A 20,114-nucleotide genomic window follows, 5' to 3' on the forward strand; every position below is an offset into this window, starting at 1 on the left:
TGTCGGCTTGCCGATTCTTCTCAAACCGGCTGCAGTTTCTGCTCAAATACGCTCACCCCATCCAAATCCCGCAACACCACGTTCATCTCCCCCGTCTGCCCATCAATATTCACCTCACCAAAAAACTGAAACCCCGCAAACGGTGAAGTGTTCTGCGCCGGTGGCGCCTTCTCGAACACCACTTCAGGGCCAAAGGTCTTATCCAGCGGATCAGGGCCGAAGCTCCCCGCGTTCAACGGCCCGGCGACGAACTCCCAGAACGGTTCAAAATCCTGAAAAACCGCGCGATCCGGGTGGTAGTGATGGGCCGCGCAGTAATGCACATCCGCCGTCAGCCAGACGAAATTGCGCACCTGCTGCGCCCGCAGGAAACCCAGCAACTCGGCGATTTCCAGTTCACGCCCCTGGGCCGGCCCCGGATCGCCATTGGCCACGGCTTCCCAACGGGCCACGCCCGGGCTGACTTCACCGTCAGAGACACCCAGGCCGATCGGCATGTCGGCGGCGATGACTTTCCACTGGGCACTGGAGCCCTTCAGCTCACGCTTGAGCCAATCCAGTTGTTCACGGCCAAGAAAGGGTTTGGCGGCGCCAAGGTTGTCGTCGTTCGCCCCTCGATAACTGCGCATGTCGAGTACAAATACATCGAGCAACGGCCCATAACCGAGCTTGCGATAAATCCGGCCACCGCTATCGGCGCCCTGCAACCGCATCGGCGCATATTCGAGCCAGGCCTGGCGCCCGTGACTCACCAGGCTGTGGATATCTTTGTTGGTGTAACGCTCATCCAGCTGCTTGCCCGGCGACCAGTTGTTCACCACTTCGTGGTCGTCCCACTGCCAGATCTGCGGCACTTCGGCGTTGAAGCGCCGGATGTTTTCGTCCATCAGGTTGTAGCGGTAGTTGCCGCGATAATCGTCGAGGGTCTCGGCGACTTTGCTCTTGGCTGCGCTGGTGAGATTGCGCCACACGCGCCCACTCTCAGTCATAAGCTGCGCCGGCACCGGGCCGTCGGCGTAGATGGTATCGCCGCTGTGGATAAAAAAGTCCGGCAGGCGCAAACGCATGGCTTCGTAGATGCGCATGCCACCGATGTCCGGGTTGATGCCGAAACCCTGGCCGACGGTATCGCCGCTCCAGACGAAGCGGATGTCGCGGCGAGCCTGGGGCACGCTACGCAGATGACCGAACCAGGGTTCGCTGGCGACCCCGCTCTGGGCGTCTTCAAAATACACCCGATAGAAAATCGCCTGGTCGGCGGGCAGGCCGCTGAGTTCGACCCGGGCGGTGAAATCGGTGCGGGCATCGGCCAATGGCGAGACGAAGCGACGGGGGTTGCTGAACAGGCTGCGAGTGTCCCACTCCACCACCATCCGCGCCGGACGGTCGCTGCGGCTCCAGACCATCGCCCGGTCGCCCAGCAGGTCGCCGGACTGCACGCCATCGGTGAGTTGCGGACGATCCTGGACCGAGGCGATCACCGCTGGCGCCAAGCCTGGCAATAACAGGCCGGCGCCGACGGCTTGCATGACACGACGGCGACCGAGGTCGAATTCGCTCATGGGGTTCTCCCTTTTAAAAGGAAAACTAAAGCATGGTCGTATGACCCACACATGACATAAAAACCTGCCAACACCACAGATCCCTTGTGGGAACGAGACCGGCTTGCCGGCGAAGGCGCCGTGTCAGTCAACATCCACTTCACTGACAGGCCGCCTTCGTCGGAACGCCGCCCGGAGCAAGCCCGCTCCCACAGGTTCTGACGAAACCTGTAACTAGCCGGGCGGTTCGAGGTTATCCAGCACCCGGTTCACCGCCAGTTCTCCCAGCATGATCGACTGCTGAATCCCCAGCAGCGTGTTGCACTGCGATCCTTCCAGATACCTCGCGAAGTCACTCGCCATGACATTCGCTGATGCCAGCGATTCACAGGCGTATTCCAGCAGGGTCTGGTTGTCGATATCGGGGGCGATGAGGAAAATGTTGCTGGGTTGGCGCGGGGGATCGAGGACGCCGTCAGCGGCTTCTTCAAGGTTGTCAGAATCGAGGTTTTCGTTTGGGGATGCCGGGGCGGTGTCCGGTGGATTAGGCGTTACTTTGAACATAATTTGCTGCTCCAGAATGGCGCCGTTTCGCTTCTCTACTAAAAGAAGGGTGGCGGCTGTACGCAGGTTAGTAGACCGGGGAGTCAGCAATACCGGCGCGCCCGAAGGCGCCCTACGCACAACCACCATCAAGTGCAGGAATATGAATACCTGACTGAATGGAGCTCATGCACATTACTGACAACCATGGGCTACTAAACCCGATCACTGAGGATCAGTGACTCGAACTAAGTTACCGACGCCCCCCAAGGTGCACAAGCCGGCGGATTCTGGCGTAGTTGTAGGCAACGACGCAACGTCGTGTAGCCCTCAGGACAACGGCATTTTGATGTAAAGCATCGCGGTTTTCGGCGCCAAGTGCCGGGCCACAGCCGAACCCAAGCAATTACCCTCGCTCTCCAGCAACAACATGAAATAGGAAATTTCAGCGCCGTATTTCGGAAACGTCCTACCGCCAGCGCCTGAGCGATCCGGGTAAGGTCGTGGCAAAACCCGGCTAAACGCTGGGATTGTCCAAGGACGAACAAAGAAGCGCTGATGAAAAAGCTCGGTTTCCCGGAATCCCCGGACTTTCTGCCCGCCCCAACGCGACAACCCACCAGGGAGGAGATCCAAGCCTTCCGGGACGCCAGTGCAGCAGTATCCGCCAAGAACAAAAAGCATGCACTGGACGCCAATGCCCGTTGGGAGAGACATCAAAAAAAACAACAGGACGCCATCGACACAAAGCCCGATTCACAGCTTAACGGTTGCGTATTCGCCAAAAGCTGCAACCTCCCTGATGGCGTCATCAACCACCAAAATTCGACCGGGTTCGTCCCGCTCGAAAGACTGGCCGACTACGGATTGTGGGCCGTGCTGGGCACCGGCGCAGCGATCACCGCCGAAGGCATACCGCTCAAATGGGTGGCCGGTTCGGCCACGGGCGGCGCCCTCGCCCAACGGCTCGGCGGTTCGCTTGCCCTCGCTCTGATAGGCTCGGTGGCGGCTGGCACCGCGCGCGGGACAGTGGCGCTATTAATGCCGAACACCAGCCTTTCGCCCGATAGCGCCTTCTACAAGAAAGAGCAGTACGCGGAGCTCGATGCGGGACGAACCCGTGTGCGCATCAACGTGAAGACACTGCCTGATGGTTCCGTCAGCGCTTACGGCTTCTACACCGGCGGGAAAAAGGACTGGGAATTTGTCCCCGTCATCACGGCAAAAAAGCAAGGCGAGCAGTTCGTCGCCGACATAGGCAACGGCATCGGCCTGACCTGGACGCCAGCGGCGAATCCTGATGACGCACCGAGGATTCCAGCACTGGAAGGCGCCCCGCCACTGCCGACGATATGGGTGTACCCACCCACCGAACAAGCCAACAAGATACTGGTAAACCCCGAGCATCCGCCCGAGTATCAGGATGCAATCATCTGGTTTCCTGCCGATGCGGGGCTTGAGCCGATCTATATTGTTCTGAGCGTGCCTGGAGACTACAAATACCACCCGGCTCCTACGACACTCCCGGCTTTTCCAGATGCAAAACCTGCTCCATTAAAAACTTCAGTGCGTGGAGGGGGGAAAAAACGCCGACGATGGAAGGACCCCTCAGGAAGGATTTATGAGTGGGACTCACAGCATGGCACCGTTGAAATGTACACCAAGCAAGGAAAACATCTTGGAGAGTACGACCCGAAAACAGGGGAGCAAACCAAGCCTGCCAACCCGTCAAGGAAAGTAGAAAAATGAAGCATGTCATAGAAGTCTTCGACAGACAGACTGAGGAACTTCTCCTGAGTGTGGAAGTACCTAACAGCCGTCACCAAGAGCTAGCAAAACTAATGGATTGGCAAACACCGGAGGATGAGTTTGATGGCTACGACCTTTCTCCAGAACAAGTGCAAACACTTGAAACCTGGACCGGAAAAATACTGAGAGACGCGAACCATATCGTTCAGTTGGTGTGCATTGAGTAACGTGCTCCACCACCCTCCGTGCCGGACGGTTACTGCGCCTCCAGACCATCAGTGGTTGGTGGACGATACCGAAGCGATCACCGCTGACGCCAGGCCGGGCAGCAACAGGCCGGCGCCGCAGATCCCTTGTAGTAGCAAGCAGAATTGGCCTAATGATTTTGGACAGATCAATCGGGCGCTGGATAAGTACAACAAGCGTGGCAAACGGTTAGTTGGGGTGACTTGACTGTATTCGAGGTGGATTTGTCCCGGACCATTACCACGGAGTCCCTGATGCCGATAATGGCTTGGCATGAAGAAGAGGATGCCATGGCAAGCTACCTACTATCCGCCGCCCAGGTTACGGCAATAGAGAGTCTCGCCATGATTGAACTTCCCAAAGAGCTAATGCTGTATCTCAGCAGTTACGAGTGAACCTTGGGCGTCCCGCACTTGAATGCTCAAGTGTCAGATATTGTGGTTCTTGCACCTTTGCTCAGGCATGACACTCAAACCTGCCAACACAGCAGATCCCTTGCTCGCGATAGCGGCGTAACAGTCACTATTTTTGTTGAATGTTAAACCGTCATCGCGAGCAAGCTCGCTCCCACAGGGTTTGGGTGTGTCAGGCGTTGACCGGCGCTATGGCCAACTCCACCACTTCAGGCCGCTTGAGCAGTGCATACGCCACCGCCGTCAGCAGACTCCCGGCCACAATCGCCAGCAGATACAACAAGGCATGATTGATCGCATTCGGAATCGCCAGCACAAACAAACCACCGTGCGGCGCCATGAGTTTGCAGCCGAAGTACATCGACAACGCACCGGTCAGCGCACCACCGGCAATGCTCGCCGGGATCACCCGCAACGGGTCTTTCGCGGCAAACGGAATCGCGCCTTCGGAGATAAAGCACAGCCCCAGCACCAACGCCGCTTTACCGGCCTCGCGCTCAGTCTGGGCGAACTTGCGCCGGGCAATGAAGGTGGCGATACCGAGACCGATCGGTGGCACCATGCCGGCGGCCATGGTCGCGGCCATCGGTGCATAACTCTGTGACGCCAGCAACCCTACCGAGAAGGCGTAAGCGGCCTTGTTGATCGGTCCGCCGAGGTCGACGCACATCATGCCGCCGAGCAGCACACCGAGCAGGATCGCGTTGGTGGTGCCCATGCTGTCGAGGAAGTGCGTGAGCCCGGTGAGCATCCCGGCCACCGGTTTGCCGACCACGTAGATCATCACCAGGCCGGTGAACAGGCTCGCCAGCAACGGGATGATCAGGATCGGCTTCAGCGCTTCGAGACTTTGCGGCAATCGTGCATAGCGATTGATCGCCTGCGCGGCATAACCGGCGATGAAGCCGGCAATGATCCCGCCGATAAAACCGGCGCCTAAGGTGCTGGCCAGCAGACCACCGATCATCCCCGGTGCCAGGCCGGGACGGTCGGCGATCGAATAGGCGATGTAACCCGCCAGCAACGGCACCATCAGCTTGAACGCGGTCTCGCCCCCGATCTGCATCAGGGCGGCCGCGAGCGTGCCCTCCTCTTTGAACGCGGTGATGCCGAACACAAACGACAAGGCGATCATCAGGCCGCCCGCCACCACCATCGGCAGCATGAACGACACCCCGGTCAGCAGGTGTTTATAGACGCCGGTCTTCTCTTGCTTGGCCGGGCCTTTGCCGCCCATTGCAGCCGTTTCCTGCTTGCCTTCGGCCAGCGCTTTGTTCAGCGTCGCTTCGGCTTGCTTGAGCGCAATGCCGGTGCCGCACCGGTAAATCTTCTTGCCGGCGAACCGCTCGGTGGCGACTTCGATGTCCGCCGCCAGCAGCACCACATCGGCATCGGCAATGGCGGCGGCGCTCAACGGATTGCGCGCGCCGACCGAGCCCTGGGTTTCCACTTGCAGGTCGTAACCCAGGCGCTTGGCTGCCTGCTGCAAGGCTTCGGCAGCCATGAAGGTATGCGCGACGCCGGTCGGGCAAGCAGTCACTGCCACCAGGCGTGGTGCATTTTTGACCACAGCAGCAGGCTCGGTGACCGCCTGGGCGACGTATACCTGGGCTTCTTCAGCACCACGGCGCAGCACCGCTTCGACATCTTGCAGGGCCTGGGCCGGCGTGCTCTGGAACACCCGCTTGCCGACGAATCGCGACAGGTCCACCGGTGCGCTGGTCACCAGCAGTACCCACTCGGCGGCTTCGATCGTGGCCGCCGACAATTGACGTTCCGGATGCGCGGCATCGACGACTTCGACGCTGGTGCTCCAGCCCTGACGCTGGGCTGCGGCATCGAGCAGCCGGGCGCACAGCACACTGGTGACCATGCCGTTCGGGCAGGCCGTAACAATGGCTAACTTCATGACTAACCCTCTTATTGTTCTGTCAGGGGGCGTATGCGCACACCCTGTTCGAGCCGTGCCAACTGGGCGGTGTCGCCGATGCCAAAACCGATCTGGGTGACCGCCATCGCGGCAATCGCCGTGGCGGTGCGCAGGGTCTGTTCAGGCGTGTCGGCGCTGAGCAGACCGTGGAGCATGCCGGCCAGTAGCGAATCGCCCGCACCCACGGTGCTGGCGACGCTGACCTTGGGCGGCGTGGCATGCATGGCTGAACCGACACTGAACCAGTTCACCCCGTCGGCACCGTTGGAAATCACCACGTGTTCGATGCCTTGAGCGTGCAAGCGGCTCGCGGCCTCGGCCTGGGCAGAGACCGAAACCACCTCGCAACCGAGCACGTCGGCCAGCTCTTCGGTGTTGGGCTTGATCAGCCACGGCGCGGCCTTGAGCCCGGCACGCAAGGCTGCACCGCTGGAGTCCAGCGCCACGTTCAGCCCGAGGTTTTTCAAACGCACAATCAACGCCTGCAGCCATTCAGGGCTGATGCCTTGGGGCAGACTGCCGGCGACGACAACCGCATCATGACCGGGCGCCAGTTGATCCAGTCGATCGAGCAATGCCTGCTGCGCCGCTTCACTGACCAGAGGGCCGGGACCATTGATGTCGGTAATGCGTCCATCGCGTTCCGCCAGTTTGAGGTTGCTGCGCGTTTCGCCGGGGACGCGAATGAAGGCGTCGACAAACCCGCGCTTGGCGAACAGGGTTTCGAACGCCTGGAGATTATCCTCGCCGAGGAAACCGCTGACCGTGAGCTGATGCCCAAGGTCCGCCAGCACCTGTGCCACGTTCACCCCTTTGCCGGCGGCGTGGGTGTGCATCTCGTCGCTACGGTTGACCTGGCCGGGTTCCAGGCGCGGCAACTGGACGGTGAGGTCCAGCGCCGGATTGAGGGTCAGGGTCAAGATCTTGGCCATTACAGGGCCTCCACTAATGCGCGCACTTCATTCGCGCTGCCCACGGCCAGGGCCTGTTGGGCAAGGGTTTGAGTCTGGGCCAGGCTGAGTTCGCGGATGCGCGCCTTGACCTCGGCAATGCTGCGGCCCGACACGCTGAGCTCATCCACGCCCAGTCCGACCAGCACCGGCACCGCCAGCGGGTCGGCCGCCAGCTCGCCGCACACGCCGACCCACTTGCCATGGGCATGGGCGGCCCGCACGGTGATGTCGATCAGTTGCAGCACCGCCGGGTGCAAGCCGTCAGCCTGGGCCGACAAGGTTGGATGGCCACGGTCGATGGCCAGGGTGTATTGGGTCAGGTCATTGGTGCCGACGCTGAAGAAGTCGACTTCCTTGGCCAGCACCGGCGCCAGCAAGGCCGCCGAGGGCACTTCGATCATGATGCCCAATTGCAGATCGGCCACGGGAATTTCCAGGCGCAGGCGTTCGGTCATGTCCCGCGCCTGACGCCACTCATCGACGCTACCGACCATGGGAAACATGATGCGCAGCGGACGGTTATCCGCCGCACGGAGCAAAGCGCGCAATTGCGCCTCCATGATGTGCGGGCGTTGCAGGGTCAGGCGAATGCCGCGCACGCCCAGGAACGGGTTTTCCTCTTTGGCGATCGGCCAATAGGGCAGCGGTTTGTCGCCACCGACATCGAGGGTGCGCACCACCAGCGGCCGACCGGCCAGGCCATCGAGCACGCGACGGTATTCGACTTCCTGGGTCGCCTCATCCGGCGCTTGCGAGTGGGCCATGAAAATCAGTTCGGTGCGCAGCAGGCCAATGCCTTCGGCGCCCTGCTCCACCGCGCTGATGACGCCGGCGCTTTCGCCGATGTTGGCGAATACTTCCACGGCGTGGCCGTCGGTGGTCAATGCCGGTTGATGGCGTTGTTCGGCGGCGGCCGTCAGGCGTTGCTCGCGGGTGTCACGTTCTTCGGTGGCGCGCTGCAAGGTTGCAGCATCGGCGTCCACGTGCAGGCGACCGCGTTGGCCATCGAGCAGCAACGGCGTGCCCGGCGCCAGCAGCAATACCGCCGCACCCGCGCCCACCAACGCCGGAATACCCAGTGCCCGGGCGACGATTGCGCTGTGGGCGGTGGCACCGCCACGGGCAGTGAGAATACCGGCAACGCGAGTCGGGTCAAGACGGGCCACGTCCGACGGGCCGACTTCATCCATCACCAGAATGTACGGCTGCTCGGGCTCGCTCGGGGTTTCGACACCACAGAGTTGCGCCAGTACCCGGCGACCGATATCGCGCAAGTCAGCGGCACGTTCGGCGAGCAAGGCGTCCTGCAACGATTCCTGCTGTTTGGCAGCCGCTTCAATCACCGCCATCCACGCCGCTTCGGCGCTTTCGCCTTGCTTGAGGCGGGTGGCGACTTCATCGGTCAATTCCGGGTCGTCGAGCATTTCCTGGTGGGTGATGAAGATCTCGCGAATCGCCTTGGATTTGCTGCGCTCGATCAGGCCTTCGATGTCGCGACGCACCTGCGTCAGCGCCTGCTGGAGACGCTCGCGCTCGATGGCGGCGGATTCTCCGCGCAGCGGGTAGTCGATGGTTTGCAGCACTTGAATATGCGCCGGGCCGATGGCGATGCCCGGCGCCGCGGCGATGGCCTGAACCAGGCTGCCGGACTTGGGCGCGAGCAACACTTCAGCAATCTCGGTGAGCACTTCACGCTGCGGGCTCACGGCCGGCAGCGGCTCGACCTCTTCACCGAGGCCTTCTTCGATGGCCGCCAGCAACGCAGGCAAGGCATCGGCGGCCACGCTTGGCTCGGCAATGAACTCCAGTACCTGACCACGCCGGGCGCCGAGGCTGAGCAGCTTGCTCAAGCTCTTCACCGACACCGCGCTGTCCTGGCCATCGACGATGCGCACACGAATTTCGCCTTCGAAACTTTTCGCCAGTTGCGCGAGGATTTTCGCCGGACGCGCATGCAGTCCGTGGGCATTGGCCAGGGCGATGCGTGCGCTCGGCCAGTCCGCCGGCAGTTCGCCACCGAGCACTTCGAGAACTTTGCGGCTGCTGGTGGCGCGACCCAATTCATGGCCACGACCTTCGATCAACAATGCACAAAGCCGCTCCAGCAACGCCTGATGCGCTTCACCGAGGCTGGCCAGGCAGAACAGACCGCTCAACGGCTGACCGAGATAGCGTATCGGCTTGTCCGGGGTGACGAAGGCCAGGCCCGGCCGCTTGACCGTTTGCTCACTGTGCAACCACCACAGGCCGTCGCCCAGCGGCAACGCTTCGACCTGTTGCAGCACCGCGGAGAAACCGTTGCTCACGCAGTCGGCCTGACGCAATAAACGCGCACCGCGCCAGACCAGCTCTTCGAAATCATCGGCAGACACACCGAGGCCGATCATCTGTGCATCCAGCGCCAGCTCTTGCGGCGCGCCTTGCAGCAGTTTCAGCAAGGCTTCAGCGGAACTGGCGCGGCGCAGGGCCTGGCCCAGATCGGTCTCGCCAAGGGCACGGGTCAGCAGTTGCAGCAGGCGCAGGTGTTCGTCGGATTTGGCCGCAATACCGATCGCCAGGTAGACGATCTGACCGTCGCCCCAATCCACCCCCTCGGGAAACTGCATCAGCCGCACGCCGGTGGAAAACACCTGATCGCGGGTTTCCGGAGTACCGTGGGGGATGGCAATACCTTGCCCGAGAAAGGTCGAGCCCTGGGCTTCGCGCGCCTGCAAGCCGGCGAGATAACCCTCGGCCACCAGGCCATCGGCGACCAGGTGCCGGGCCAGCAGGTTCAACGCCGTGGACTTATCCACAGCCGATTGGCCCATGGAAATCTGCTCTATGGTGAGCTCGAGCATGCTTTCTCCTTTTTGGTGCCGGGCACCAGGTATTGTTGTGAATGATTCAGCTTAGGCGCTTGGCACGACCTTTTCAGAAGCCGTTTGGCAGTTTTGCGGCAGAACCGGCCAAATACGCTTTAAACGTAGAAAATACGCTTGCTGAAACGTTTAATCTAGATTGATTGGCACGTTACTCGATAATGTCTCATCCTTGAAGCCCAACTTGTCGGATGCGTTGAGACAAGGGTCGTCTGCCTGAATCGGGTAGGATTGGCGAAAATGTCGCGGCACGCTCGAAAAAACAAGGAAATCCCGGGTTGAAACTCAGTGATATTGCACAGTTGGCCGGTGTGTCCGTTACCACCGCCAGTTATGTCATCAATGGCAAGGCCGAACAGCAACGCATCAGCAGTGCCACCGTCGAACGCGTGCGCGCGGTCGTCGAACAACATGGCTTCACGCCCAACCCCCAGGCCGCCGGACTGCGCAGTCGGCACACCCGTACCCTGGGCTTCATCCTGCCGGACCTGGAAAACCCCAGTTACGCGCGGATCGCCAAACTGCTGGAACAAGGCGCCCGGGCGCGCGGCTATCAGTTGTTGATCGCCAGCTCCGACGATGCGCCGGACAGCGAACGGCAGTTGCTGCAACTGTTCCGCGCCCGACGCTGCGATGCACTGATCGTCGCCAGCTGCCTGCCGGCCGGTGATGACAGTTACCGTCAGTTGCAAGCCAAGGGCATTCCGATCATCGCCATCGACCGGGTGATGGAGCCTGAGCATTTCTGCTCGGTGATCAGCGATGACCGCGAGGCCAGCCTGCAGCTCACGCGCAGCCTGCTTGAGCCGTTGCCCAAGCAGATCGCGCTGATCGGCGCCCGCCCGGAACTGAGCATCAGCCAGGAGCGTGCGGCCGGTTTCAAAGAGGCGTTGGCCGGGTTTGACGGCGAAATCCTGATCGAACACGGCGAGTCGTTCAGCCGCGAGTGCGGCAAACAGTTGATGGACGAATTGCTCCAGCGCCTGGGCCATTTACCGGATGCGCTGGTGACCACGTCCTATGTGCTGCTGCAGGGCGTGTTCGATGCCTTGCACGATTTCCCGCTGAAGTCCCGCCCGCTGCGCCTCGGAACCTTTGGTGACACGCAGTTGCTGGACTTCCTGCCATTGCCGGTCAATGCCATGGCCCAACAGCATCAACTGATTGCCGACAAGGCCCTGGCGCTGGCGCTGGCCGCCATCGAGCAGTCCGATTACCAACCCGGCGTGCAGGCCATCGCGCGCACCTTCAAGCAGCGCATTCGCCAGGACTGAATCGTGGAGCTGATCGACAGCCACACTCATCTGGATTTCCCGGACTTCGACGAGGACCGCCAGGCGCTGCTGGCCGAGAGCCGCGCCCTCGGGGTGCGGCGGATGGTGGTATTGGGCGTGTATCAGGGCAACTGGCAGCGGGTCTGGGCACTGGTGCAAAGCGACCCCGACCTGCATGCGGCGTTCGGTTTGCACCCGGTGTATCTGGATGACCATCGCCCTGAAGACCTGAAAGAACTCGGCGACTGGCTGACTCGGTTATCCGGTCATCGACAGTTGTGTGCAGTGGGCGAGATCGGCCTGGATTACTTCATCGAGACCCTCGATCGCGAACGTCAGCAGGGGCTGTTCGAGGCGCAGCTTGGGCTGGGAAAAGACTTCAATCTGCCAGCGCTGATCCATGTCCGGCGCAGCCACGCGGCAATGATTGCCACGCTCAAACGGTTCAAGTTGAAACGCGCGGGGATCATCCACGCCTTTGCTGGCAGCAAGGAAGAGGCCCGCGAGTACATCAAGCTCGGTTTCAAACTCGGTCTCGGTGGCGCCGCGACCTGGCCACAGGCCCTGCGTATGCACCGTGTCCTTGCCGAACTGCCGCTGGAGTCGGTGGTACTGGAAACCGACTCACCGGACATGGCACCCGCCATGTTTCCCGGTCAACGCAACAGCCCGGCGCATTTGCCGGCGATCTGCGAGGCACTGGCGGAGATTATGGCGGTCAGCCCCGAGCAACTGGCGGCCGCCAGCACCGCCAATGCCTGTGAGTTGTTCAACTGGTAAATCACTGATTCACGCAACACCTGTGGGAGCGAGCCCCCTCGCCACAAAAGCTAGCTCCCACATTGGCGCCGGGTTGATTTTCAAACCCGGAACGCACTGATCAGCTGTTTGAGTTCCACCACCTGAGCCGACAATACACGACTGGCATCCTCGGTCCGGTGCGCACCTTCGGCGGTCCGCTCACCGGCGCGGTTGATCTCGACGATGTTCTGGTCGATGTCGTGAGCAACGGCGGTTTGCTGCTCCACCGCGGCAGCGATCTGCTGATTCTGGTCAACAATCATGCCGACAGCACCGAGAATATTTTCCAGCGCCTGCTGGACCTTTTCCGACTGCCCCACGGTGCCGCTGGCCATCTGATGGCTGGAACCCATGGCCTTCACTGCAGCGCCGACACCGCTGTGCAGACGGGCGATCATCTGCTCGATTTCTTCGGTCGATTGCTGGGTGCGCTTGGCCAGGGTCCGGACCTCATCCGCCACCACCGCAAAACCCCGGCCCTGCTCACCGGCCCGGGCGGCTTCGATGGCAGCGTTGAGGGCCAGCAGATTGGTTTGCTCGGCGATGCTTTTGATCACTTCCAGTACGCGACTGATGGACTGGCTGTCGCTGGCCAGTTGATTGATCACCCGCACCGACTGATCGATCTCGTTGGCCAGTGCAGCGATGCTGCCCTGTTGGGACTCCACGAGCCCGCGACCGCTGAGGGTCTCGTCGTTGACGCTGTGGGCGCTGCTGACTGCCGCAGCGGCACTGCGCGCCACCTCCAGAGAAGTCGCCGACATCTGGTTCATGGCCGTGGCGACCTGCTCGATCTGCGAACGCTGCCCTGCCACTGCCTGGCTACTCTGGGTGGAGACGTTTTCGACTTGCCCGGCCTGGCGCTCGACCTCGCCGACGGTCTGCCCCACCCGCTCGATCAAGTCATGGATTTTCTTCACGGTGGCGTTGAACACCTCGCCCAACTCGCCCAGTTCATCGCGACTGTTGGCATTGAAGGTCACCGTCATGTCGCCGGCCGCCACCTTGTCCATCATCGCGCCCAGGCGTTTGAGCGTGGTGCGGGTCGACGCGTAGAAGCCGCCGTAAAGGTAAAAAATCAATACAAACACCACCGACAACGCCACAGCCTGCAACACCATGTGAGTGCGGTTCTGATCCAGCCGCTGCTGCAATTGAGTGCCCAGAAACGTCAGGGTGGCTTCGTTGAGTTGATAAGTCTGATCCATCAGGCCTGTGACCTGATCGTAAAACGCCTGCCATGGCGCATCGAGGGTTTCGGCCATCACCACTTGTTCTTCGAACAGTTCATTGGCTTTTTTCAGCGACGCCTTACTGCTCTCCGCCTGGGTAGCCAGGGTTTCCCGTGCCGCTGTGCTGGAGCCCAGCGCATCCTGCAACTTCAAACCGTACTCGGCCTGCAGCTTTTCGATCTGTGCCAGCAGCTCGTCGAAACGGGTGCTCGACGATGAATTGAGAAAGCCCTGCCCCAAGGAATAAGCACCCATCGCCCGGCCGTCACCCAGGGTCTGGGTGACGATTGGCGTGACGTTGGTGATGAGTTCGCTCAGCTGACGCATGTCGCTTTGATTGTCACGGCTAAGCCCGGCCTGACTGGCGATGATCTGACTGAAAATGTGGGCATTGCCGAGTAACTTGCCGATCAGTGCACTTTTGCTCTGCTGGGAGCTTTCCGTTTGCTGGGCCTTGAACGCGACAATCATTTCATCGCGCTTGGTGTCGAAAACCGTGACCTGCTCTGGATCGGTGGCCATCGCCGCCAACCCTTGCAGCCGCGCCAGGACGCGTTGCTCCAGGGCATTGATTTTGCCCTCGACATTGCTGGCCTTGCCGGACTGACCGAGGATGACGTAGATCTGCACCAGGTTGTTCAGGGTTTCCAGATCGCGCCGCAACGTCAGGCTGCTGCCCAGCAGGTCGAGGCTTTGCAGTTCGACCCGGGTGTCCTGGAATTCGCGATAGGAATCGCGCACCAGATAGAAGTTGGTCACCAGCATCGGCACGAGGAACAGTACGCTGATCAGACTGAACTTCATGCCGAAACTCAGGCGGTTCATCAGCGCGACGGCGGGATAGAGCAAGCTCTTCACGGGTAGTCTCCCTTGGATTTCTTATTGTTATTCAGGCGAGGATCGAGAGCAGATGGCCACTATTCGATACTGTCTCTGTATAACTTAAATCGGCGGGAGGTTTTGTAACTTAAGGTTAACGGCGGGATATCGGTCTTCAGGCCGATGAACAACCTGTGGCGAGGGAGCTTGCTCCCGCTCGTCTGCGAAGCAGACGTAAAGCAGGCGACAAGCTTTCCTGACGAACAATCGTGGCAGTTTGGGGGCGCTTCGCACCCCAGCGGGAGCAAGCTCCCTCGCCACATTGGGTACGCTTTAGAGGTGTGTTTGAGTTATGGCAACACGGTCCACAACGCAAACCCCGCATACCAGAGCACCGCCGCGCGCAGCAGCAATTCCCAGATCCGGTCGAGGCTGTTGATGCCATCCGGTCCGACCACCGGCGCCGGAATTTCACCCGCCACCAGTCCGACCTTCTCGATCAACCGGGCGGCGCTGATGTTCCAGTTCAGCAGCTCGTGCAGCATCACCCGGCTGACCGCGACAAAGTTGCCGACCAAGGCAAAACTTGCCGCCAGCAACCGCACCGGCACCCAATCGAACGCGTGACGCAGTTGTGCCGCGCGCTCGACCACGGCCGGGTTCTGCCCGTGTTCTTCGGCCAGCGCCAGCAGTCGATAACTCAACGCGGCGACCGGCCCCAGCAGGAAATACCAGAAAATCACCGCAAAGAAGCTCTGGTACGCCTCCCACATCAGATGCCCCTGGACCCGCTCCAGCAACTGATCGGCGCTGTCGGCGCAGATACCCAGGTCGCGTTGCGCCACGTGGGCGGCGGCCTGCAGGTCTTCCCGACGCCAGGCATCGCGAAACGGGCCGAGACCGGCCAGCAGATCGCCGCGGCCCAGGCTGTAAATCACCACCAGCAAATGCACTGGCAACGCCAGCAGACCGTAAGCCACCGGCTCCAGCACCAGCAACAGCAAGCCCAGTAGCGCCACGGGCAACAACACCAGCATCACCAGGATCAGCCATGGCCGATTGACCAGACGCGCACTGGCCTCAAGCTTGTGCAGTTCGCGCACCCAACCGCCATCACGCTGGACCCGATGGCGCAGGGCCGAGAACTTCTCTATCCAGACCGCCAACAGCAACACCAGAAAACTCATTGTTGTTCCTCTTTTTCCAGAGCGGCGCGATAGCGTGCCCAGTCGAACGCTGGCCCCGGATCGGTTTTGCGGCCAGGGGCGATGTCGCTATGCCCGCAGATGCGCTGCGCGGTGATGGCCGTGAAGGTGCTTTGCAGCTGCCGGGTCAGGGCCGTCAACGCGTCATATTGCGCATCGGTGAACGGCAGATCATCCGTGCCTTCGAGCTCGATGCCCACGGAAAAATCGTTACAGGTTTCCCGACCTTCAAAAATCGAGACGCCAGCGTGCCAGGCGCGCTCAAGACACGAGACAAACTGAGTGACAGTGCCGTCACGTTCGATCAAGAAGTGCGCCGACACGCGCAGGTCGGCGATCCCTGCAAAGTAGGGATGTTCCGTGACATCCAGACGATTCTGGAAAAATTCCTGCACCTTGCCGGTGGCGAATTGTGCCGGCGGCAGGCTGATGTTGTGGATCACCAGCAGGGAAATTTCGCCCGGGGGGCGCGCATTGAAGTTGGGCGATGGGCACACATTCACGCCCTGACACCAACCGCTCGCGGGGTCCAACTGCATACAGATTCCTTCAACGACGACTGTGTTGGCGCCCAGTATGCCGCGATAGACCCTCAGGGCGCGATCACTTGCCGCGATTGAGCCGTTGCAGGGTTGGGTTGCTCCCCGCCATGGCCCTATAATCGAACCACTTTGTTTGTGGAGTCCGTTATGCCGAATCTACGTCTCGCCGATCTGACCGCCGAAATCGAAGCCAACGTGCGCCGTGCGTTGCGCGAAGACATCGGCAGCGGCGACATCACCGCACAGCTGATCCCGGCCGAACGTCTGGCCAAAGCCACCATCATCACTCGCGACGCCGCCGTCATCGCCGGCACCGCGTGGGTCGACGCGGTTTTCCGGCAACTGGACCCGCGGGTTGCCGTGCATTGGCAAGTGCGCGATGGCGAACGGGTGAAGCCCAATCAGGCGCTGTTCCACCTCGAAGGCCCGGCACGCTCGCTGCTGAGCGGCGAACGCTGCGCGTTGAACTTCCTGCAATTGCTGTCGGGGGTGGCCACCCGTGCGCAGGATCTGGCGGATTTCGTTGCCCAGACTCAGGTGAAGCTGCTGGACACCCGCAAGACCTTGCCCGGGCTGCGCCTGGCCCAGAAGTATGCCGTGACCTGCGGCGGTTGCCACAATCACCGTATTGGGCTGTATGACGCCTTTTTGATCAAGGAAAACCATATCGCCGCCTGCGGTGGCATTCCCGAGGCCATCAGCGCCGCACACAAGATTGCCCCGGGCAAACCGGTGGAGATCGAAGTGGAAAGCCTGGATGAGCTCAAAGAAGCGCTGGCGGCCGGTGCCGACATCATCATGCTCGATGAGTTGAGCCTGGATGACATGCGCGAAGCGGTGCGCCTGAACGGCGGCAAGGCAAAGCTGGAGGCCAGCGGCGGGATCAACGAAAACACGCTGCTGCCGATTGCGCAGACCGGGGTGGATTACATTTCGATCGGCGCGATGACCAAGGATGTGAAGGCAGTGGACCTGTCGATGCGACTGAGCCTCTGATTTGCGAAGCAAACCTGTAGGAGCCCGGCTTGCCGGCGATGGGGATCTCAAGGACGTAGCAAGGCTTGAGGCCGCCTTCGCTGGCAAGCCAGCTCCTACAGGGGTCAGACCACCAGATTATTCATCTCGCAGTACTCATCCCACTCGACGCCCAACACCTCGGCCGCCTCCTTGTGCAGCACCAGGCGCGCAGCCTCGAACTCTTCAGGGCTCGAGGTGTACTTGAGCGTCAGCTCCCACGGCTGCAAGCCCTGGGATTCCGCCTCATCCTCGAACGCCCACTGGATCTGGTCTTTCTGATCATCGGCGGGCAAGTCCTTGATCTCTTCAGCGAGCTGGGGGGATTCCAGCAAGTATTTCTTCAGCGCTTCTTCGTGCCGGGCTTCTTGAGTCAATTCTTTAACGGTCATGTCGTTCTCTCTGATCTTGGGGAATGGAAGATGGATCTGGATCATCAAGGATCTCTCTGACGCAAAAAACCGTGCAAACCCGGTTTATCTGGCCTTCAGAACCATTCGGGATCATCTGAAAACAAAGTGTCGCTGGTGCCCGAGACAGGAATCGAACCTGCGACCTTCGCGTTACGAGTGCGCTGCTCTACCGGCTGAGCTACACGGGCGGTGGGCTAAACCTAGCACTGACCATGGAGTCAGGCAACTTCACTTACTGTAAAAGCAAAAGATCGCAGCCTGCGGCAGCTCCTACATTGAACGCACGTAGGAGCTGCCGCAGGCTGCGATCTTTTGATCTTTCTGTACAGAGCAAAAAAAATGCCCCGCAGCTTTCACTGCGGGGCATCTCAACAACGTTGAAACGGTCAGCCGTGGGGAGTGATTAAACGCCCGAAGCCTTGGCCGCTGCCACGTCTTTGATGGACAGCTTGATACGGCCGCGGTTGTCCACGTCCAGTACCAGTACTTCCACTTCCTGGCCTTCTTTGAGGATGTCGGTCACTTTCTCAACGCGAGCGTCGCTCAGCATCGAGATGTGAACCAGACCGTCCTTGCCAGGCAGGATGTTGACGAATGCGCCGAAGTCGACGATGCGCTCAACCTTGCCGACGTAGATCTTGCCGATTTCAGCTTCTGCGGTGATGCCCAGAACGCGCTGACGTGCTGCTTCAGCCGCTTCCTTGGTTTCGCCGAAGATCTTGATCGAGCCGTCGTCTTCGATGTCGATCGAAGCCTTGGTCTCTTCACAGATCGCACGAATGGTCGCGCCGCCTTTACCGATGACATCACGGATTTTGTCGGTGTCGATTTTCATCGCGATCATGGTCGGAGCATTTTCCGACAGTTCGGTGCGGGACTGACCAATGATCTGGTTCATCTGACCGAGGATATTCAGGCGCGCTTCCAGGGCTTGGCCCAGAGCGATTTCCATGATTTCTTCGGTAATACCCTTGATCTTGATGTCCATCTGCAGCGCGGTAACACCTTTGGCGGTACCCGCTACTTTGAAGTCCATGTCGCCGAGGTGGTCTTCGTCACCCAGGATGTCGGTCAGGATGGCGAACTTCTCGCCTTCTTTAACCAGACCCATGGCGATACCGGCAACCGGTGCCTTCATCGGAACGCCAGCGTCCATCAGGGCCAGGGAAGCGCCGCAGACCGAAGCCATGGAGCTCGAACCGTTGGACTCGGTGATTTCCGACACCACACGAATGGTGTACGGGAACACGTCGGCAGCCGGCAGCATGGCTGCAATCGAACGACGGGCCAGACGGCCGTGACCGATTTCGCGACGACCGGCGCCACCCATGCGACCACACTCACCTACCGAGAACGGAGGGAAGTTGTAGTGCAGCATGAACGGGTCTTTTTTCTCGCCTTCCAGGGTGTCCAGCAGTTGTGCGTCACGGGCGGTGCCCAGAGTCGCGACTACCAGAGCCTGGGTTTCGCCACGGGTGAACAGAGCCGAACCGTGGGTCTTAGGCAGAACACCGACTTCGATGTTCAAAGGACGTACGGTCTTGGTGTCGCGACCGTCGATACGTGGCTTGCCGTTTACGATGTTTTCGCGAACGGTGCGGTATTCGATTTCGCCGAAAGCAGCTTTGACTTCGCTGGAAGAAGGCTGGCCTTCTTCACCGGACAGCTTGGCCACAACCTGGTCTTTCAACTCACCCAGGCGAGCGTAACGGTCGGCCTTGATGGTGATGGTGTAAGCCTGGGAGATCGCGTCGCCGAACTCGGCACGGATAGCGCCCAGCAGAGCAGTGGCTTCAGGCGCAGGAGCCCAGGTCCAGGTCGGCTTGGCAGCTTCAGCGGCCAGTTCTTTGACGGCGTTGATCACAACCTGGAACTCGTCGTGAGCAAACAGTACCGCGCCCAGCATCTGGTCTTCGGTCAGCTCTTTGGCTTCCGATTCAACCATCAACACGGCTTCCGACGTACCGGCAACGACCATGTCCAGGCTCGAAGCTTTCTGTTGTTCGTAAGTCGGGTTCAGCAGGTAGCCGGTGCTTTCGTGGAACGCAACGCGTGCACAGCCGATCGGGCCATCGAAAGGAATGCCGGAGATAGCCAGCGCAGCCGAGGTACCGATCATCGCAGCGATGTCCGGATCGGTCTTCTTGCTGGTGGACACGACGGTGCAGACAACCTGCACTTCGTTCATGAAGCCTTCTGGGAACAGCGGACGGATCGGACGGTCGATCAGTCGGGAAGTCAGGGTTTCTTTCTCGGAAGGACGGCCTTCGCGCTTGAAGAAACCGCCAGGGATCTTACCGGCAGCGTAAGTCTTTTCCTGGTAGTGAACGGACAGGGGGAAGAAGCCCTTGCCTGGATCGGCTTGCTTGGCGCCGACCACAGTCACCAACACGCTGACGTCGTCGTCAACGGTGACCAATACTGCGCCGGAGGCCTGACGGGCGATACGGCCAGTCTCGAGGGTAACGGTCGACTGACCGAACTGGAATTTTTTGATTACCGGGTTCACGGTGTCCTACCTTCTTTGTGGCTCTTGGGGAACTTGTTTTCTTGCGAAATTCTTGGGCAACGCCGGGAA

At 60.5% G+C, this 20,114-nt stretch carries 16 protein-coding genes, 1 tRNA gene and 1 pseudogene; 6 read left to right on the forward strand and 12 right to left on the reverse strand.

What is annotated here, in order from left to right:
- Positions 1-20 precede the first annotated feature (20 nt).
- Positions 21-1,562: an alkaline phosphatase D family protein gene (locus ACA062_RS29015; RefSeq protein ID WP_497454098.1), complete on the reverse strand. Its 1,542-nt coding sequence runs from the start codon at positions 1,560-1,562 to the stop codon at positions 21-23.
- 213 nt (positions 1,563-1,775) lie between these two features.
- Positions 1,776-2,105, reverse strand: coding sequence for a DUF6124 family protein (locus ACA062_RS29020; protein ID WP_497454099.1), 330 nt, complete (start codon positions 2,103-2,105; stop codon positions 1,776-1,778).
- Between the two features lie 537 nt (positions 2,106-2,642).
- On the opposite strand from ACA062_RS29020, the gene ACA062_RS29025 reads away from it, so the two are divergent.
- From ACA062_RS29025 to ACA062_RS29035, 3 genes are all read left to right on the forward strand, one after another.
- Complete coding sequence (locus tag ACA062_RS29025) at positions 2,643-3,833, forward strand: colicin E3/pyocin S6 family cytotoxin (protein WP_497454100.1); 1,191 nt, start codon at positions 2,643-2,645, stop codon at positions 3,831-3,833.
- Positions 3,830-4,060 carry a DUF7683 domain-containing protein gene (locus ACA062_RS29030; RefSeq protein ID WP_497454101.1) on the forward strand — a complete coding sequence of 77 codons (231 nt, stop codon included), beginning with the start codon at positions 3,830-3,832 and terminating at the stop codon, positions 4,058-4,060. The genes ACA062_RS29025 and ACA062_RS29030 overlap by 4 nt, the downstream gene beginning before the upstream one ends.
- A 273-nt stretch (positions 4,061-4,333) precedes the next feature.
- Positions 4,334-4,474, forward strand: a complete 141-nt coding sequence (locus tag ACA062_RS29035) for a hypothetical protein (protein WP_497454102.1) — start codon at positions 4,334-4,336, stop codon at positions 4,472-4,474.
- Between the two features lie 190 nt (positions 4,475-4,664).
- Here the strand turns inward: ACA062_RS29035 and ACA062_RS29040 are convergent, their stop codons facing one another.
- Genes ACA062_RS29040 through ptsP form a run of 3 tightly spaced genes read right to left on the reverse strand, consistent with a single transcriptional unit; the run spans position 4,665 to position 10,215 of the window.
- Complete coding sequence (locus tag ACA062_RS29040) at positions 4,665-6,401, reverse strand: PTS fructose-like transporter subunit IIB (RefSeq protein WP_497454103.1); 1,737 nt, start codon at positions 6,399-6,401, stop codon at positions 4,665-4,667.
- An 11-nt stretch (positions 6,402-6,412) separates the two neighbouring features.
- On the reverse strand, positions 6,413-7,354 hold the full coding sequence (gene pfkB / locus ACA062_RS29045; protein ID WP_497454104.1) for a 1-phosphofructokinase: 942 nt from the start codon (positions 7,352-7,354) through the stop codon (positions 6,413-6,415).
- Entirely contained in the window at positions 7,354-10,215 is a 2,862-nt protein-coding gene (ptsP, locus tag ACA062_RS29050; protein ID WP_497454105.1) for a phosphoenolpyruvate--protein phosphotransferase, read from the reverse strand. The genes pfkB and ptsP overlap by 1 nt, the downstream gene beginning before the upstream one ends.
- A gap of 299 nt (positions 10,216-10,514) precedes the next feature.
- Between ptsP and cra the strand changes: the two genes are divergently transcribed.
- Both cra and ACA062_RS29060 read left to right on the forward strand, forming a co-directional pair.
- Positions 10,515-11,510, forward strand: a complete 996-nt coding sequence (gene cra, locus ACA062_RS29055; protein ID WP_497454106.1) for a catabolite repressor/activator — start codon at positions 10,515-10,517, stop codon at positions 11,508-11,510.
- Between the two features lie 3 nt (positions 11,511-11,513).
- On the forward strand, positions 11,514-12,290 hold the full coding sequence (locus ACA062_RS29060; protein ID WP_497454107.1) for a TatD family hydrolase: 777 nt from the start codon (positions 11,514-11,516) through the stop codon (positions 12,288-12,290).
- 80 nt (positions 12,291-12,370) lie between these two features.
- Here ACA062_RS29060 and ACA062_RS29065 read toward each other — a convergent pair whose 3' ends face one another.
- From ACA062_RS29065 to ampD, 4 genes and pseudogenes are all read right to left on the reverse strand, one after another.
- Positions 12,371-13,084, reverse strand: coding sequence for a methyl-accepting chemotaxis protein (locus ACA062_RS29065; protein WP_497457509.1), 714 nt, complete (start codon positions 13,082-13,084; stop codon positions 12,371-12,373).
- Between the two features lie 144 nt (positions 13,085-13,228).
- Positions 13,229-14,368, reverse strand: a pseudogene (locus tag ACA062_RS29070) (HAMP domain-containing protein); the annotation flags it as partial.
- A 344-nt stretch (positions 14,369-14,712) separates the two neighbouring features.
- Positions 14,713-15,549, reverse strand: a complete 837-nt coding sequence (gene ampE, locus ACA062_RS29075) for a regulatory signaling modulator protein AmpE (RefSeq protein ID WP_497454108.1) — start codon at positions 15,547-15,549, stop codon at positions 14,713-14,715.
- A complete protein-coding gene (gene ampD / locus ACA062_RS29080) occupies positions 15,546-16,106 on the reverse strand; it encodes a 1,6-anhydro-N-acetylmuramyl-L-alanine amidase AmpD (protein WP_497454109.1) in 561 nt (186 codons plus the stop codon). Before ampD ends, ampE begins: the two co-directional genes overlap by 4 nt.
- Positions 16,107-16,256: 150 nt before the next feature.
- Between ampD and nadC the strand changes: the two genes are divergently transcribed.
- Complete coding sequence (nadC, locus tag ACA062_RS29085) at positions 16,257-17,105, forward strand: carboxylating nicotinate-nucleotide diphosphorylase (RefSeq protein ID WP_497454110.1); 849 nt, start codon at positions 16,257-16,259, stop codon at positions 17,103-17,105.
- Positions 17,106-17,209: 104 nt separating this feature from the next.
- Here nadC and ACA062_RS29090 read toward each other — a convergent pair whose 3' ends face one another.
- From ACA062_RS29090 to pnp, 3 genes are all read right to left on the reverse strand, one after another.
- On the reverse strand, positions 17,210-17,515 hold the full coding sequence (locus tag ACA062_RS29090) for a DUF6388 family protein (RefSeq protein ID WP_497454111.1): 306 nt from the start codon (positions 17,513-17,515) through the stop codon (positions 17,210-17,212).
- A gap of 133 nt (positions 17,516-17,648) precedes the next feature.
- Positions 17,649-17,724, reverse strand: a tRNA-Thr gene (locus ACA062_RS29095).
- A gap of 215 nt (positions 17,725-17,939) precedes the next feature.
- On the reverse strand, positions 17,940-20,045 hold the full coding sequence (pnp, locus tag ACA062_RS29100; protein ID WP_497454112.1) for a polyribonucleotide nucleotidyltransferase: 2,106 nt from the start codon (positions 20,043-20,045) through the stop codon (positions 17,940-17,942).
- Positions 20,046-20,114 lie beyond the last annotated feature (69 nt).

The organism is Pseudomonas sp. LBUM1679 (assembly GCF_059695565.1).